This is a genomic window from Streptomyces incanus (assembly GCF_042656345.1).
Lineage (GTDB): Bacteria > Actinomycetota > Actinomycetes > Streptomycetales > Streptomycetaceae > Streptomyces > Streptomyces incanus.
The window spans coordinates 56,406-70,976 of sequence record NZ_JBHSPC010000023.1 but is presented as its reverse complement, the minus strand read 5'-3'; the positions used below and the strand labels follow the sequence as shown (position 1 = coordinate 70,976).

The window sequence follows — 14,571 nt, the reverse complement described above, 5'->3', positions numbered from 1 at the left end:
CTCTCTTCGAGGTGGCCCGGACCGGTCCGGGGGCATCGTGCTGGACGGGACGGTCCGGGACGGGACGGGCCGCGGCAGGGGACGGGACGGGCCGCTGACGGCTGGTCCGCCGTCAGCGGCCCGGAAGGGTCCCGAGGGACGCCGTGTCAGCCGCTCACCGGCGCCGGAGACTCGGTTCGGCTGCTACTCGAGGGGACGGGAACCGTCGCCCCGCGCGGCGGAGTCGCCCTGAGCCGTCGGCGCACCCCCTGGACGAGGGTGGGCGCCGTGAAGGTCGCGCCGTGGACGAAGCGCATGGCCGGACCAAAACCGGAGGCGGTCGCCAGGCCCGCGAAGAACAGGCCGGGATGGGACGACTCGAAGCCGCGCCCGGTCGCCGGGGAGCCGTCGGGCAGGACCGCCAGCGCCCCACGCAGTTCGGCGGAGAGCATGCCGAGCCGGTCGCGCTGGGCCCGGAACCCCGTGGCCGCGATGACGTGCTCGGTCTCCAGGGCGCCCGCGGTGCCCTCGCGGTTCACCGTGTCCAGCCGTACCCCGCCCGGCACCGCACAGGCCGCGGTGATTTTGTGGCCCGGCATCAGATCCACCGCGCGCTCCACCCGGTCCCGCACCCACCACGCCCCCGCCGGACCCAGTGCCGTCCCCGCGATGCGGGCCCGGGTCGGCTGCGGCAGCCGCCGGAAGAGGCCGGGACGCTCCGAGTAGAACCAGTTCCGCCAGCCGGGGCCGAGGCCGCTGTGCGGGGAGCGGACCGACTGCCACCAGGGGCGCTCCCAGGGCGGCGGCACATCGTTCCACACCAGCCGCTCCGCCCGCGCCAGCACCCTTACCCGCGTGCCCTGTTCGGCGAGCAGCGCCGCGGTCTCCAGGGCTGCCTGGCCGCCGCCGATCACCGTGACGTCCTTGCCGCGGAACTGGTCGAGGCTGCTGTGGTGGCTGCTGTGCGTCACCAGTGACGGGTGCAGCCCGCGCAGGGCCGCCGGGACCTCGATGAACGGCATCACTCCGACCGCCAGCGCCACCGTCCGCGCCTGCAGCGTCTCCCCGTCCGCGGTCACCACCGTGAAGCCGTCAGGACCTGACGACACCTGGGTCACCATCCGCTCGTCCACCTCAGGCACGGCGTGACGGGCGAACCACAGGCCGTACGACGCGAACTCCTCCACCGGAATCGGCTCGGCGTGACGTGCCGTCAGCCCCTGCTCCTCGCAGTACGCGGCCAGGCTCCACCGCCTGCCCGGATCCGAGAGGTTGGACGCCCAGGGCTCCGACTTCAGGAACATGCCGCCGGGCATGTGGTCCCGCCAGGACGCCATGGGCCGGCCGAACACGCGCAGGCGCAGCCCGGCGGCCGCGGCGTGGGACGCGATCGACAGGCCGTACGGACCGGCGCCGACCACCAGGAGGTCGTACATCATCAGCTGCTCGCTTTCTCGTTGTCGGTCAGGGAGGGGGAGGTCGCCCGGGGGATCACGGGGGGCGCCGGCACCGCCACGCCGCCGCCCAGCCGCTCCCGCAGCCGGCCGGACACATGACGGGCCCACAAGGACCACATCGCCCGTCCGGGACCCCGGTCGTCCGGGGCGTACCAGGCCAGTTCACGTCCGGCCGGTGCCGCACGCAGCACGGTGAGCGGCGCGTAGTTCTCCACCACGAAAGCCCGCCCGGCCACCGGGTCCCCGTCCGGCAGCGGACGGCCCGTCAGGTCCAGGTGCAGGGCGCGTACGACGTCCAGTCCGGCCCTGTCCTCGAAGAGCCGGAACTGGGCGCCGGGGCGCGGGTTGAAGTCGAGCAGGTGGTAACGGCCCGGCGTGCCGCAGCGGCGGAAGTCGAGGTCGAAGACGCCGCGGTAGCCCAGTTCGCCGGTGAGCCGCTCGGCCAGGGCCCGCACCTGCGGGTTGGGCACCCAGCTGCCCACCGCGGTCAGCCCCGCTCCCCGCGGCCAGGCCAGCCGCTTGACGCCCGGTCCGCCGGCGCGCACGGCACCCGAGTGGTCGGCGTAGCCGTGGAAGAACCAGTCCCGGCTCGGGCCCGGCGGCAGATACGCCTGCAGCAGGAGCGGGCTGCCCGCCTCCTCGCTGCGCAGATACAGCTCCCGGGCCTGCTGCGCGGAGCGCACCAGCAGCGTGCTGCGCAGCCCGCTGCCGGCCGGCAGCAGCCAGGGCCGGCTCCACTTCGCCACCACCGGCAGACCGAGCCGCGTCGCGTCGGCGGCGGCCCGCTCCGGGCTGTCGGGGATGAGCGTCCTTGGGTGCGGAATGTCCGCGGACGCGCACACGGCAGCCAGTTCCGCCTTGTCGGCGACGCGTTCGGGCAGCGTGCCCGGCATCGCCGGCAGCAGGTAGGAAGGGGCGAGAGCGTCCCGCAGGCGTCCCGCGGCGATCGCGCTCGCGTCGTCCATCGGGACCAGAACGGCAGGACGCGCGATCCGCTCGGCGACACGGCGCAGCACGGCGAGGATGTCGTCCGTGGACGCTCCGGGCAGCGGCGGGGTGTGCAGCCGGTGTACATAGCGTGAGCTGCGCACGGGGCTTCGGGACTCGTCGGCGACGACATGCACCTCCACTCCCGCCCTGCCCAGCGAACGCACGGCCCCCAGCGTTCCGTGGTGGAAGGGATTTCGGTCGACCCGCAGAATCACGGCGGGGACACGGGTGTCGAGCAGCGGCACGAATCATCTCTTTCTTTTTGAGTTCGCTCACCCGCACGGGCGAGCATGGCAATCGAAAGCCGCAGTGGCGGTGGCACCATGGGAATTCCTGTGACTGACTTTCGGGTGACTGTTCGTCAATAATGAGCCCAGAGGAAGAAGGTCAGAAGCTCAGAAGTTCAAAAGGCCGGAAACGAGAGCGAAGACAGGAGCAGGAATGGCCCCACAGCACGAACGTGTCCGGGTCCGCGGACTGGTCGTGGGCGCGGTGGCGATGGCCGTGTCGGCCGCCCTGCTGTCCGGTTCCGCGGCGGGGGTGGGGGGCACCGGCGATCCTCGCGTTCCGGCGCCGGACCCGACGGCGTCCGCGGCCGCTTTCCCGGGCCTCGTACAGCGGCCCGCCCCCGTACCGCCGGTCCCGGTTCCGGCCGTGCCGGTGCTGGGCAAGAAAGGCCCGCCCTTCGGCGCCTTCCTCGGTTCCGACGAGCGGGGCATGGCCCGGATGGAGCAGTTCAGCCGCTGGCTGGGCGGCGCCGAACTCCGTGTCGGCCATACCTACCTGCCCGGCAACCACTGGAGCGACATCGAGGGCGACGTCCACTTCCTCGAGTCGTGGGCGCGCTGGCGCAACGAGAAGGACGACCGGATGCTCGTCCTCAACGTGCCTCTGCAGGAGGGCAACGAGGGGGGTGTCCCGGACCACGAGGTCCGGGAGCTGTTGCGGCGGGGCGCGGCCGGGGAGTTCGACCACCACTTCCGCGCGCTGGCCGAACGGCTGGTCCGGCTCAAGGTGCCGGACGCGATCCTCGTGCTCGGCTGGGAGATGAACGGCGTCACCTACACCCATCGGTGCGGACCGGATCCGGAGTCCTGGAAGACGTACTGGAACAGGATCGTCACCACCATGCGTGCGGTGCCGGGCCAGAAATTCCGGTTCGACTTCACGCCGAGCCGCGGCCGGGACGCCGTTCCCTGGACGCAGTGCTACCCGGGGGACGGCACGGTCGACATCATCGGGATGGACTCCTACGACCAGCCGGCCGGCATGCTCTTCGGTGAACAGGTCGAGGAACCCTACGGACTTCGGGCACACGTGGATTTCGCGAAAGCCCATGGCAAACCCGTCTCCTATCCCGAATGGGGGATTTTCCGTAACGGCGACAATCCCGATTACATGCGGCGCATGCTCGCCTGGATGGACAAGCACAAGCCGCTGTACAACACGCTGAGCGACTACTGCCCGCACGGTGTGTGGCGGTGCGACCGGAACCCGGCCTCGTCCCGCGTCTACCGGTCCGTCCTTTTCGGCCGCAACGTCGAGGTGCCCCCGGTGTTCACCCCCGTGCCGCCCGTGCCGCTCGTCCCCACCGCACCGCCGCCCCGGGAGGGCTGCTCGCCGCTGGATCTGGGCAGCAGGGTGGAGTTCTGGCTCGGCGGGAAGTTCTGCCTCCGCTTCGACTGGTGAGCGCGCACCCGCCGTAGCGGTCGCCGGCCCGGCCGGGTTCACCGTCGTCACCGCTGTCCGCGCGCATCGGCGGCGGTGGCGGGGTTGGGCACCGAGGCGGCGAGGACGGGGACGTCGTCCCCGCCGGTCCGCCGCGGCCGGGCCAGCAGGGTCAGACCGCCCAGCAGCCCGCCCGCGCTCGCCCCCACCAGAGCGGTCAACGCCGGTGAGCCGGACGTCGGTTCGCTCGGCTTCACCGCACGCGAGAACTGCACGAGCCGGACCTGGGTGCTGCTTTCGGCCTCCTCCGCGTGCCGCGTCAGCGCGCGGGAGACCGCGTTGGCCATGTCGACGGCGAGGTCGGGACGTGAGGAGGTGGCCGAGACGGCGACCATCGGCGCGTCCGGCGAGGTCGCCGTGCGCACGCTGTCCTGCAGGGTCCGCACCGGCACGCCCGCCCACACCTGCGCGTTCCCGAGCACCGCGAGCTGCGTGGCCACCCGTCCGTACGCCTGCGCGAAACCGCGGGCGGATTCCGGGGTGGACTTCGCGGTCGGCACGGCGACGACGTAGCTGGTGGCCGTGTACGTCGTGGAGGTGAGCAGGCCGTAAGCGCCGCCGGACAGGCAGCCCACGAGGGTGCCGGCCGCGATCACGGACCAGGCCGGCAACCTCCTGGCACGGGCCAGGAACAGACGGAGCCGGCGGGTCGAAGTGTCGGTCATGAGGAGCTTGCTCCCAGAGAAGAGGAGAGGGACGACGACGAACGGGAAACAGCTGCCGTGTACACGTCCATAAGACGGTCGGTGCTGCGGGTGATGCTGTAGCGGTGCGCGACCTCTGAGGCGGTGCGTGGCCGGGGGCCCGCCGCCCGGACCTCGGCGATCGCCCGCGCGTACGCCTCGGGGCCGCCCCGCACGCGCCGGACGCCGGCCGCGGCCGGCGGTGGCAGGTCCTCGATCGCCGGGCAGGAGGCGTAGACCACGGGCAGGCCCGACGCCAGCGCCTCCACGACCGCCAGGCCGAAGGCCTCCTCCAGGGACGGGGACGCCAGCAGGTCCATCGCCGAGGTGAGCGACGGCAGGTCGGGGCCCGGGGAGCCGTCCGCGGCGTAGGGACGCTCGCCGGTGAACAGGACCCGGTCGGCCACCTCGGCCTCGCGGGCGGTGCGGCGCAGGGCGTGCTCCTCGGGGCCGCCGCCCACCAGCAGCAGCCAGTGGTCGTCCGGGAGCCGGGCGAGCGCGTGCACGAGGACGTCGAACCGCTTCCCGGGGGTGAGCCGGCCGACGCCGCCCACGACGAAAGCGCCCTCCGGCAGGCCGAGACGGCGGCGGGTGTGCACGCGCCGCTCCGCCTCGAAACGGAAGCGTTCCAGGTCGATGCCGTTCGGGACGACCTCGATGCGGGGAGCGGGCACGCCCCAGCGCTTCAGGCGTTCGGCCACCGCAGAGGACACGGCGACCGTCGCCGAACCGAGCCGCTCGCTGGAGACGTACAGCGCGCGCACCCCCGCCGTCAGCTTGCGACCCTCCATCTGCGAGTCGCCCAGGGAGTGTTCGGTGGCGACGACCGCGCGGACCCCGGCGAGACGCGCGGCGGGCCGGCCGTAGACGCAGGCCCGGTACAGGTGCGTGTGCACCAGGTCGTAGCCGCCCGAGCGGATCATCCGGACCAGCCGCGGGAGCGCGGTCACGTCACGGTTGCCGCCCATGCCGAGATGCACGACGCGGACACCGTCGGCGGTGAGGCCCTCGGCGACCGCACCGGGGTTGGTGAGCGTCACGACGTCGCAGTCGACGGGAAGATGACGCAGCAGCAGACGCAACTGCTGCTCGGCCCCGCCGACACCGAGGCCGGTGATGATGTGCAGAGCCCTCATCTCACACGCCCTCCACCGGACGCCGGCGCAGCCGGTGCAGCCGGTACTTGAGACGCAGGCGCCACGCCGTGTCGTTCTGGCCGATGTGCACGCGCGGCAGGGCGTGCGGGCCGGTCAGCGGGCCGGGGTCGATGGCGCAGGCGTAGGCGTAGCCCGCCTCCCGCACGGCCCGTACGGCGCGGGCGTCGACCGTGCCGTACGGGTAGCAGAAGCCGTCGACCCGGGCGCCGGTCAACTCCGCCAGCCGCTCGCGGCTTTCGGTCACCTCGGCCTTGAGAGCGAGGTCGTCCGCCCGGGTGAGATCGATGTGGGTCAGCCCGTGCGAGCCGATCTCCACGCCCTCGGCCGCCGCGTACCGGATGCCGGCCGCGGTCAGCAGCGGCTTGCGCGGGCCGAGTGGGTCCCAGGCGTTGTCGCCGCCGAGCCGGCCGGGCAGGACGAAGAGCGTGGCGCCGCAGCCCCAGCGGCGCAGCAACGGAAGGGCATGGGTGACGAAGTCGGCGTACCCGTCGTCGAACGTCAGTCCGACCAGGTGCCGTCCGTCGCCCTGGGCGCGGGCCGCGAGCAGGTCGGCCACGGACACGCCCCGCAGCCCCCGCCGGCGCAGCCAGGCCAGCTGCCCCCCGAGCCTCTCGGGCGTGACCGTGATGCGGTACGGATCGTCCGAGCAGTCGTCCACCGAGTGGTACATCGCCACCCACGGGACGGGGCCCGGGGGCGCGGCGGGGAGTCTGCCGGTGTCGAAGGAACCGGCGGAGTCGACGGAATCAACGGAAGCGGCCATGAGTGAGCCTTCGTGTGACGGTGCGTACGGAGCGCACTGCGGATGCGGAGCCCTGGACGCCCAGGGCCAGGGAGAGCGCGGCGAAGACGCCGGTCACGCTCAGAACGCCGGCCGCGAGACCCGCCACCGGGGACGCGAACCGGCTCGCGGCGAACGCCCCGGCGGCGGTGGCGACGGCCGCGGCGAGCACGGGCCTGCTCAACTCGGCCAGGACCGGCCGGAGCCGGAGGGAAAAACCGTGGGGGCTGCCGCGCCGGGACGCTCGCAGGCCGGTCAGCAGCAGGGCGGCCGTGACGGTGATGCCGAACGCGTTGGCGGCGGCGATCCCCGCCACCCCCCAGGGGCGCACGGCAACGGCGCCGATCACCGACGTGGCGGTGATGCCCGCGACCATCACCGCGAGGGGATACCAGCTGGGCCGGCCCGCCGAGAAGTACGAGCGGACCAGCGTCCCCACCAGGGTCTGCCCCAGCAGCCCGAGGGCGTACACGCGCATGACGTCCGAGGTCGCCACGGTGTCGCTCGCGGTGAACGCACCGCGCTGGAAGAGCAGTTCGATCATCTGCGGGGCGCAGGCGATCACCGCGCCCATGCCCGTCAGCACCACACAGGAGGACAACACCAGATCCCGCTCCACGCGATCGCGTGCGCGGTCGGTGTCCCCGTCCGCCAGCGCCCGCGCCACCACGGGGAAGGTGACGGTGCACACCATCAGCGACAGGGTCATCGGGATCTGGGCGACCTTCTGCGCGTAGTTCAGGTGGGAGATGGCCCCGGAGGGCAGGGAGGAGGCGAGGAAGCGTTCGACGAGGACCTGTGACTGGCGGCACAGCGCGAAGAGGAGGACGGCGGCGATCAGGGCGAGCCGTACCGGTCGCTCCTGCGCGTCGCCGGCCGTCGCCTCGACGGCCGGCGTGCGGGACGCCAGCTGCCGCCACAGCGACGGCAGTTGCACCAGCACCATCAGACAGCCGCCCACCGCGACCCCGGCCGCCGCGGCGCGCACGCCCCACGTGCGGCCGAGCAGGAACATCGCGGCGATGATGCCGGTGTTGTACGCGACGTAGATCGCCCCGGGCGCGACGAAGCAGCGGTGTGCCCGCAGGGCGGCGCTGCAGTAGCCGGCGATCCCGAAGGCCAGCAGGCTGATCGCCGTGAGCCGGGTGCAGTCGACGGCCGGCCGGGGGTCGGGCAGGCCCGGCGCGAGGACCTGGACCAGGAAAGGGGCCGCGGCGGCGACCAGGGCGGCCGTCGCGGCGAAGGCGAGGCACAACCGGGGCAGCGTGGCGGCGACCAGGGCGCGGACCGGGTCGCCCGGTTCGCCCCGGGCACGTCGGGCCAGCGCCATGCTGAACGCCGGGATCAGCGCGATCGCCAGCCCGTCCTCGATCAGCAGCGTGGCGCCGATCTCCGGCACGGTCCACGCGACCAGGAAGGCGTCCGTGTCGCTGCCGGCGCCGAACAGCCGCGCCAGCGACTGGTCGCGCACCAGGCCGAGCAGGGAGCCGGCGATGGACAGCGACGCCGTGACGAGCGCGGCACGGGCGAGGAACTTCCCGGAAGCCGAAGCCGAAGCCGAAGCCGAGGCCGAGGCCGAGGCCGAAGCCGAAGCCGGACCGGTACCGTGCCCGGCGGGCGTGACGGCACGCGCCGCGGGCACGGCCGCCGCCCCGACGGTGTCCCCGTCGGGGTCGGGGTCGGTGTCGGGAACGGGGCTCTGCGAGGGCACCACCGTCATCGCGCCGCGGCCCCCTCGACACGCTCCGGGACCGTGCCCCGCGGCACGGCGTCCTCATGTTCGCCGCCGGCCAGCGCCCACCACGCCGCGAGCCCCAGGCTCAGGGCGATCAGCATCGTCGAGGGGCCGCCGATGTCGCCGTACACGAAGTCGGTCAGCAGCCAGAGCAGCAGCCCACAGGCGACGAGCCCACAGTCGAGTCCCGGTCCACGGCCGGGTTCCGGTCCGTCGCCGCGTGCGCGTCCGCGGACGCGCACGCGCAGCAGCCTCCGCCCCCCGCCCACCAGCAGCGCCAGCCAGCCGCCGGCGAGGGCGAGCAGCCCGATCAGGCCCTGCTCGCTCAGCACCAACAGGTACATGTTGTGCGGCGAGAGCAGCTCCTGCTTCCGGTACTCCGTCCCCGCGCCCTTGATGTCACTGCCCGAGGACAGCGCCAGGGGGGCGTGCCCGTCGCGGTACTCGGGAAAGCCCTTCAGACCCACGCCCGTCAGCGGCTGCTCGCGCCACATGTCACCGGCGGACGCCCACAGGGCGTACCGGTCCACGACCGACTGGTCGGGGGCGTCGCCGACCTGCGCGATGCTGTCGATCCGTTCCTGCAACTGGGTCGTGCCGATGCCGAACCCGCCGGTCAGGATCATGCCCGCGGCGGCCACGGCCAGGGCCACCTTCAACGTGCGCCGCAGCCCGGTCAGGACCAACTGCACGGCGCACGTCAGGGCGGTCGCGATCCAGGCACCCCGGCTGAAGGAGAGGGCGAGCGGCAGCAGCAGGAGCACGGCGCATCCGGTGGCCGTCACCCGCTGCCATACGGCTGCCCGGCCCAGCGCGATCCCGACCGCGCACACCAGGCCGAGGGAGACCGCCGTCGCCATGCCCATCACGTCATGGGCGCCGAAGGTGCCGACCGCCCGGACGTCCTCGCCCTGGTAGGAGGCGCCGGTCCCGGTGACGTACTGGTGCACGCCGACGGCTCCCTGCCACAGCGCGAGTCCCACGAGCGACCAGGCCAGCACCCGGAAGTCGGTGCGGTCACGGACCAGGATCAGCACGGCCACCGGGACGAGCACGAAGACCTGCAGATAGCGGCCCAGGCCGGTGAACCCGGCCTCCGGCGAGGACGCCCCCATCGCGGCGAGCGCGAGCCCCACGACCGGCAGGCCCAGCACCACGGCCGCGGTGGGCGACAGCGGACGCCGCCGCTCGCGCAGCAGGCGGATCACGCAGTACACCACCACCAGCCCGGAGACCACGTCCGCGGGCCCCGCTCCGTCGTACGTCAGAGGCAGGGCCAGCAGGGCGGGCAACGCCACCAGGGGCAGCATCGGCACCAGCCCGGCGGCCCGGTGCGGGAGCGGTGCGGGAGCAAGGCTCACGTCGGTCAGCTCCCCGTCGGACGGACCAGCGTGACCGCGGTGCGCAGCAGGATGCAGATGTCCTGCCACAGCGACCAGTCGTCGATGTAGGCGTTGTCGAACCGGCAGCGGTCCTCGATCGAGGTGTCGCCGCGCAGCCCGTGGACCTGGGCGAGGCCGGTGATGCCGGTCCGCATCCGGTGGCGGGCCGCGTAATCCGGGTAGGTCCGACTGAACTGGGAGACGAAGTAGGGGCGTTCGGGGCGCGGCCCGACCAGGCTCATGTCGCCGCGGAGCACGTTCCACAGCTGGAGCAGTTCGTCGAGCGAGGTGCGCCGCAGCATGCGGCAGAACCGGCGCATCTCGTTCTCGTCGGCCACGCTCCACCGGGTCGCCGACTCGTGCGCGTCGACCGGTCGGTGCGTACGGAACTTCAGCAGCGTGAACGGCTTTCCGTCCTTGCCGATGCGCTCCTGCCGGAACACCACGCCCGGCCCGTCGCTGAGCCGCAGCGTCAGCGCGCACACCAGCAGCAGCGGACCGGCCAGCAGCAGCAGCGTCCCCGACACGAGGATGTCGAGCATGCGCTTGCCCGCACCGCCGCGGCGCACCGGTGACAGGTCCAGGCGCCGGCACGCGAAACCGGCCAGCCGTTCCTTCGCCGGGTGCGGCGGGGAATCGGCGTCGACCTCCCAGACCCCGCAGCCCGAATCGGCCAGTGCGCGCAGCAGCGGGTCCTGTCCGGCGGGTACCGAGGAGTGAACGGCCAGCACGGCCCGCACCCCGTTCTGGATGACCGCCCGCTCGACCTCCTCACCGGTGCGCAGCACCGGCAGGCCCTCGATGCCGTCCGGCTGCTCGGCGACGACTCCCACCGGCCGCACACCGCACCGCGGGTGGCGCAGCAAGGCGGCGGCCACGCGCTGCGCGGTCGCCGCCGGGCCGACGACGAGCGCCGCGTGCGGGTGGCGCCGCAGTGCGGCGCGCCGCCGCCCGTGCACGGCCGCGCGCAGCGCACCGCCGGCCGCCGACTGCAGGACGAGGCCCGTCAGCACGGTGCCGGCGGACAACGCGTGCTCCGGCCGGTACGCCGCCCAGAGCGCCGCGAGCGCCAGCCAGGCCACTGCGACACGGCCGCACACGGCGGGCAGTTCCTCCAGCACTCCCGACCCCGGCGGCCGGCCGCCGCGGGGGCGCAGCAGCAGCGACGCGGCGATCAACAGGGCGGCGAGCAGGGAATGTCGCCGGGTGCCGGACAGTGCCAGCGTGCCCAACAGGGCCGCGGCAACATCTGCGAGGAGCAGCGGTACGGGCGAAGCAGGCCGCGCCGAAGGCTGCGGGACGGGCCGTCGCAGACCGCTGGGGGTGCCGCGCGGCGGCATGACGGAGACGGGCGAGGAGCCGTGGTCCCGCGGCGGTACGGCGGGGGAGGACACGGTGGGTTCGGCGGTCACGAGCGGATGGTCTCCCTGTACTTGGTGGGCTCGACGGGCTGCGCGGTCCGGTTCGCCGCTTCGGCACAGCAGCCCGCCTCGAGCGGCTGCTCCTGTTCGGCGCCGGGGGCCTCACCACGCTCGACGGCCCGGGACGGGCGTGCCCTCCCGCTGGAGGGCCAGGTGCCGAGCAGGTCGCGGTAGACGTCGGCGACCTGCTCGGCGGTGTGCCGTACGTCGTGGACGGACAGCACGTGCCGACGGCCCAGGTCGCCGAGCGACTCACGCAGCGGCGGGTCGAGCAGCAGCCCGGAGAGGGCCTCGGCCAGAGCCTTCGGGTTTTCCGGCGGTACCAGACAACGGGGGGCGAAGGACGGCGGCAGGCTCTCGCGGGCGCCGTCGACGTCCGTGACCACCACGGGACGCCCGCAGGCCATCGCCTCCAGCGGGGCAAGGGCCATGCCCTCCCAGCGGGACGGCAGGACGACGAGATCGGCGGCCTGGTACCAGAGCGAGGTGTCGGTGACGGCTCCCGCGAACAGCACGGACGTCGGGGCCTGTGCGCGCAGCAGGCCGTGGTCCGGCCCGTCGCCGACCAGGACGAGGCGTGCGGCGGGCACCCGCCGCACGACGGCGTCCCACGCCCGCAGCAGGACGTCCTGCCCCTTCTGCCGGCAGAGCCGACCCACACAGACCACGAGCGGTGCCGCGGGGTGGAGGGCGGCGAGCGGGGCGAGTCCGGCCCGCACGGTGCCGGCGCCGGCCGGGCAGAAGCGCTCGGGATCGATGCCGTTGGGGACGACGGTCCACCGTCCGGTGATCCCGGCGTGCATGCCGGTAGTCCGTTCCGCCTCGCTCACGCACACCATCCGTGTGGCCCAGCGTGCCCCCCATCGCTCCCACCCGAGCGCGAGCGCCGCGGTGACCCCGCCCACCGCCTCGAACGACCAGGCGTGCGGCTGGAAGACCGTGGGAATCCGCCCGCGTACCGCGAGCCGCCCGGCGAGCCCGGCCTTCGCGCTGTGCGCGTGCACCAGGTCGGGGCGCACCTCGTCGATCAACCGCGCGAGGTGCCGTACCTCCCGCACGAGCGACGGGCCGGGCGAGCGCGTCGACGGCCAGTTCCGTACCTGCGCGCCGAGCGCCCGCAGGTGGAGGGCGAGTGTGCTGTCGGGGCAGACCGCGGTGACGTCCAGACCGTCCGCCACCTGCGTCCGGACCAGGTCCGTCACCACGCGCGCGACCCCGCCGTCCACCGGCTGGGTGAGATGCAGTACCCGCGGCCGGCGGTCCGAGGGGGGCAGGCTCATGTGTACGGATTCCTCGCTCGTGGCGGCGCTCGGGGCGGGGGGTGGCGTGTTCATCGCTGGACTTCGACGGCGGTGAAGAGCACGCCGGCCCAGGCCGCGTCCCGCTGGGACGAGAGCCGGAAACTCATCCGGTCGCCGGCGTGCAGCAGGCCGCGTCCGATGGTGAACACGTCGGAGTCGTAGCCGAGGGTGTTGGAATACGCCGGCACCCGCGCGGGGGCAGCCCCGGGGGGCCCGCTGATGGTGGAGTTCAGGACGTCGTCGGCGGGGTTGGCGGAGTCGGCGAGCGTCGCGGTGGAAGCGGGTGTGCCGGTGGTCACGGTGAGCGAGTCGCCCGTGGTGCCGCGGTCGCCGTTGTACGCCACCAGCCCCACCTGGCCCTCCGCGCCCGCGGCGAGGTCCAGGCCGCTGAGCCGGACCTCGGGTCCCGTGCGGGACTGCAGCGGCGCGAAGCCGTCCCAGAGCGAGAGGTACCGCAGCGGCTCCGCCGGGTTCTCGTACGCCACCACCAGGGTCCAGCCGCCCCATGCGCCGGCCGCCGACCGGCCGGAGGCCACGTTGACCTGTGCCACGGTGTACGGACCCGGCCCGTTGTCCCGCACCAGCCCGGTCACGTCCGCCGAGGCCTGGAAGGCGTCCGCGCCGTCCGCCACGTCGTGTCCGACGACGGTGTCCGCGATGAGTTCCTTGTACGACCCGCCGGGTTCGGCGATCAGTACCCGCCCGTTGTCCTCCGCCGGCTTCTGTTCGCCCACGCGCAGGTTGCCGCCCCAGTACAGGCGCGCGTACGTCACCCGCGAGCCGGAGGGCAGGCGGACCTCCGCGCGGGAGGAGTTGTAGGTGTTCGGGTCGCGGTCGACGTCGACGTAGAACATGTCGAAGTCGCCGTTCACCGCCTGCGCGCCCGCCTGCACGTCCGCGCACGAAGACGCCCGGCTCGTGCGGCAGGTGGCGGAGGAGTTGGCCGCGCGCACGATGCCGCCGTGCTGAAGCGCGTGATACCGCTGCTCGAACGCGAGACTGCTCGCTTCCGGCGCGGGCGGCGCGGCCGGCGCGGCGGCCGGGGAGCCGCAGGGTGCCCACATCGCGACAAGAGCGAGGACGCTCACCGTGGCAGGGCGAAGCAACTGGCCCGGGGATTGGCGCATGACCGTCGAAGCCTTTCGGAACGGGTGGCGGTGACCGGATGGGTGAAGACGACGTCCGCGGCCGGCAGTGCCGCCGATGCCGGAGCCTCGCCCGAGGACGGCGACGACGAGCAGGACCGCCGGGGTGGAGCAGGCAGCAGGACGAGTGCGATGCGTCCGCTTCTGGGGGTGCGTCGGCGCAACTCTAGCCACCAGCCGGACAAATTTGCTGAAACTCAATCAACGCCGACAAGTGTGTTGGAATCGTGAATTCGGCCCTCCGCGGGGCGGCCCCCTGCAGTTCCGCCCCGCCGCCTCATCGGGCAGGGCAGGGCCGCACGGGTGAAAAGGGGACGCCGAAGGCTTGGCGCGCCGCTCGTGCGGGCCGGGAACCCCGCCATCCGCGATCACCGTTCCGCCGGCGCCGGTGGTACCGCCGCCCGTTTGATCTCATATGACGACTCGTCAATCCGTGGTCCCCCGGTTTCCGCACCGGCCGGGGATCGTTAGGCACGGTGAAACAAAGCCCCCTCCGGCGACCCGCGTTGCCGAAGAAAGGAACATGATGAAGTCCCTGAAGGCTGCCGCCGTCCTTGCCGGTTCCCTGATCGCTGCCGGCATGGCCGCGCCCGCGTACGCCCAGGACATCGATCTGGCGTCCACCGGCCTCGACACCGGCCTGAACACGCGCACCGCGGTCCCCTTCGAGCTGATGCCGCTGCACGACGATTCGAGCGACACCGAGAACCGGAGCAACTCGGTGTTCGGCACCGCCGAGGAGGCGGCCGCCGTGATGGACCAGGCCAAGCCGGTGCACGGCGATCTGGGGTTGCACGCCTGAGGCACGCCAT

12 protein-coding genes are annotated in these 14,571 nt (G+C 73.3%); 2 read left to right on the top strand and 10 right to left on the bottom strand.

Features of this window, described 5'->3' with window-relative positions:
- Positions 1-146: 146 nt before the first annotated feature.
- Together ACFP2V_RS09410 and ACFP2V_RS09405 are read right to left on the bottom strand one after the other, a co-directional pair.
- Positions 147-1,415, bottom strand: coding sequence for an NAD(P)-binding domain-containing protein (locus ACFP2V_RS09410; RefSeq protein ID WP_381208403.1), 1,269 nt, complete (start codon positions 1,413-1,415; stop codon positions 147-149).
- A 2-nt stretch (positions 1,416-1,417) separates the two neighbouring features.
- A complete protein-coding gene (locus ACFP2V_RS09405; protein ID WP_381208363.1) occupies positions 1,418-2,671 on the bottom strand; it encodes a carboxylate--amine ligase in 1,254 nt (417 codons plus the stop codon).
- Between the two features lie 196 nt (positions 2,672-2,867).
- On the opposite strand from ACFP2V_RS09405, the gene ACFP2V_RS09400 reads away from it, so the two are divergent.
- Positions 2,868-4,115 carry a glycoside hydrolase family 26 protein gene (locus tag ACFP2V_RS09400; RefSeq protein WP_381208360.1) on the top strand — a complete coding sequence of 416 codons (1,248 nt, stop codon included), beginning with the start codon at positions 2,868-2,870 and terminating at the stop codon, positions 4,113-4,115.
- A gap of 47 nt (positions 4,116-4,162) precedes the next feature.
- Here the strand turns inward: ACFP2V_RS09400 and ACFP2V_RS09395 are convergent, their stop codons facing one another.
- The 8 genes from ACFP2V_RS09395 to ACFP2V_RS09360 are packed head-to-tail and all read right to left on the bottom strand — an operon-like array spanning position 4,163 to position 13,741.
- Entirely contained in the window at positions 4,163-4,819 is a 657-nt protein-coding gene (locus tag ACFP2V_RS09395) for a YveK family protein (RefSeq protein ID WP_381208357.1), read from the bottom strand.
- Positions 4,816-5,973 (bottom strand): glycosyltransferase, encoded by a 1,158-nt coding sequence (locus ACFP2V_RS09390; protein WP_381208354.1) that lies wholly within the window; start codon positions 5,971-5,973, stop codon positions 4,816-4,818. Before ACFP2V_RS09390 ends, ACFP2V_RS09395 begins: the two co-directional genes overlap by 4 nt.
- Before the next feature lies 1 nt (position 5,974).
- Positions 5,975-6,757, bottom strand: coding sequence for a polysaccharide deacetylase family protein (locus ACFP2V_RS09385; RefSeq protein ID WP_381208351.1), 783 nt, complete (start codon positions 6,755-6,757; stop codon positions 5,975-5,977).
- A complete protein-coding gene (gene murJ / locus ACFP2V_RS09380) occupies positions 6,741-8,495 on the bottom strand; it encodes a murein biosynthesis integral membrane protein MurJ (RefSeq protein WP_381208348.1) in 1,755 nt (584 codons plus the stop codon). The genes ACFP2V_RS09385 and murJ overlap by 17 nt, the downstream gene beginning before the upstream one ends.
- Entirely contained in the window at positions 8,492-9,871 is a 1,380-nt protein-coding gene (locus ACFP2V_RS09375) for an O-antigen ligase family protein (protein ID WP_381208345.1), read from the bottom strand. The genes murJ and ACFP2V_RS09375 overlap by 4 nt, the downstream gene beginning before the upstream one ends.
- 5 nt (positions 9,872-9,876) lie before the next feature.
- Complete coding sequence (locus tag ACFP2V_RS09370; protein ID WP_381208342.1) at positions 9,877-11,304, bottom strand: exopolysaccharide biosynthesis polyprenyl glycosylphosphotransferase; 1,428 nt, start codon at positions 11,302-11,304, stop codon at positions 9,877-9,879.
- Positions 11,301-12,593: a glycosyltransferase gene (locus ACFP2V_RS09365; RefSeq protein WP_381208339.1), complete on the bottom strand. Its 1,293-nt coding sequence runs from the start codon at positions 12,591-12,593 to the stop codon at positions 11,301-11,303. Before ACFP2V_RS09365 ends, ACFP2V_RS09370 begins: the two co-directional genes overlap by 4 nt.
- 50 nt (positions 12,594-12,643) lie before the next feature.
- Positions 12,644-13,741: a DUF3344 domain-containing protein gene (locus ACFP2V_RS09360; RefSeq protein WP_381208336.1), complete on the bottom strand. Its 1,098-nt coding sequence runs from the start codon at positions 13,739-13,741 to the stop codon at positions 12,644-12,646.
- Positions 13,742-14,282: 541 nt separating this feature from the next.
- On the opposite strand from ACFP2V_RS09360, the gene ACFP2V_RS09355 reads away from it, so the two are divergent.
- On the top strand, positions 14,283-14,561 hold the full coding sequence (locus ACFP2V_RS09355; RefSeq protein WP_381208333.1) for a hypothetical protein: 279 nt from the start codon (positions 14,283-14,285) through the stop codon (positions 14,559-14,561).
- Positions 14,562-14,571 lie beyond the last annotated feature (10 nt).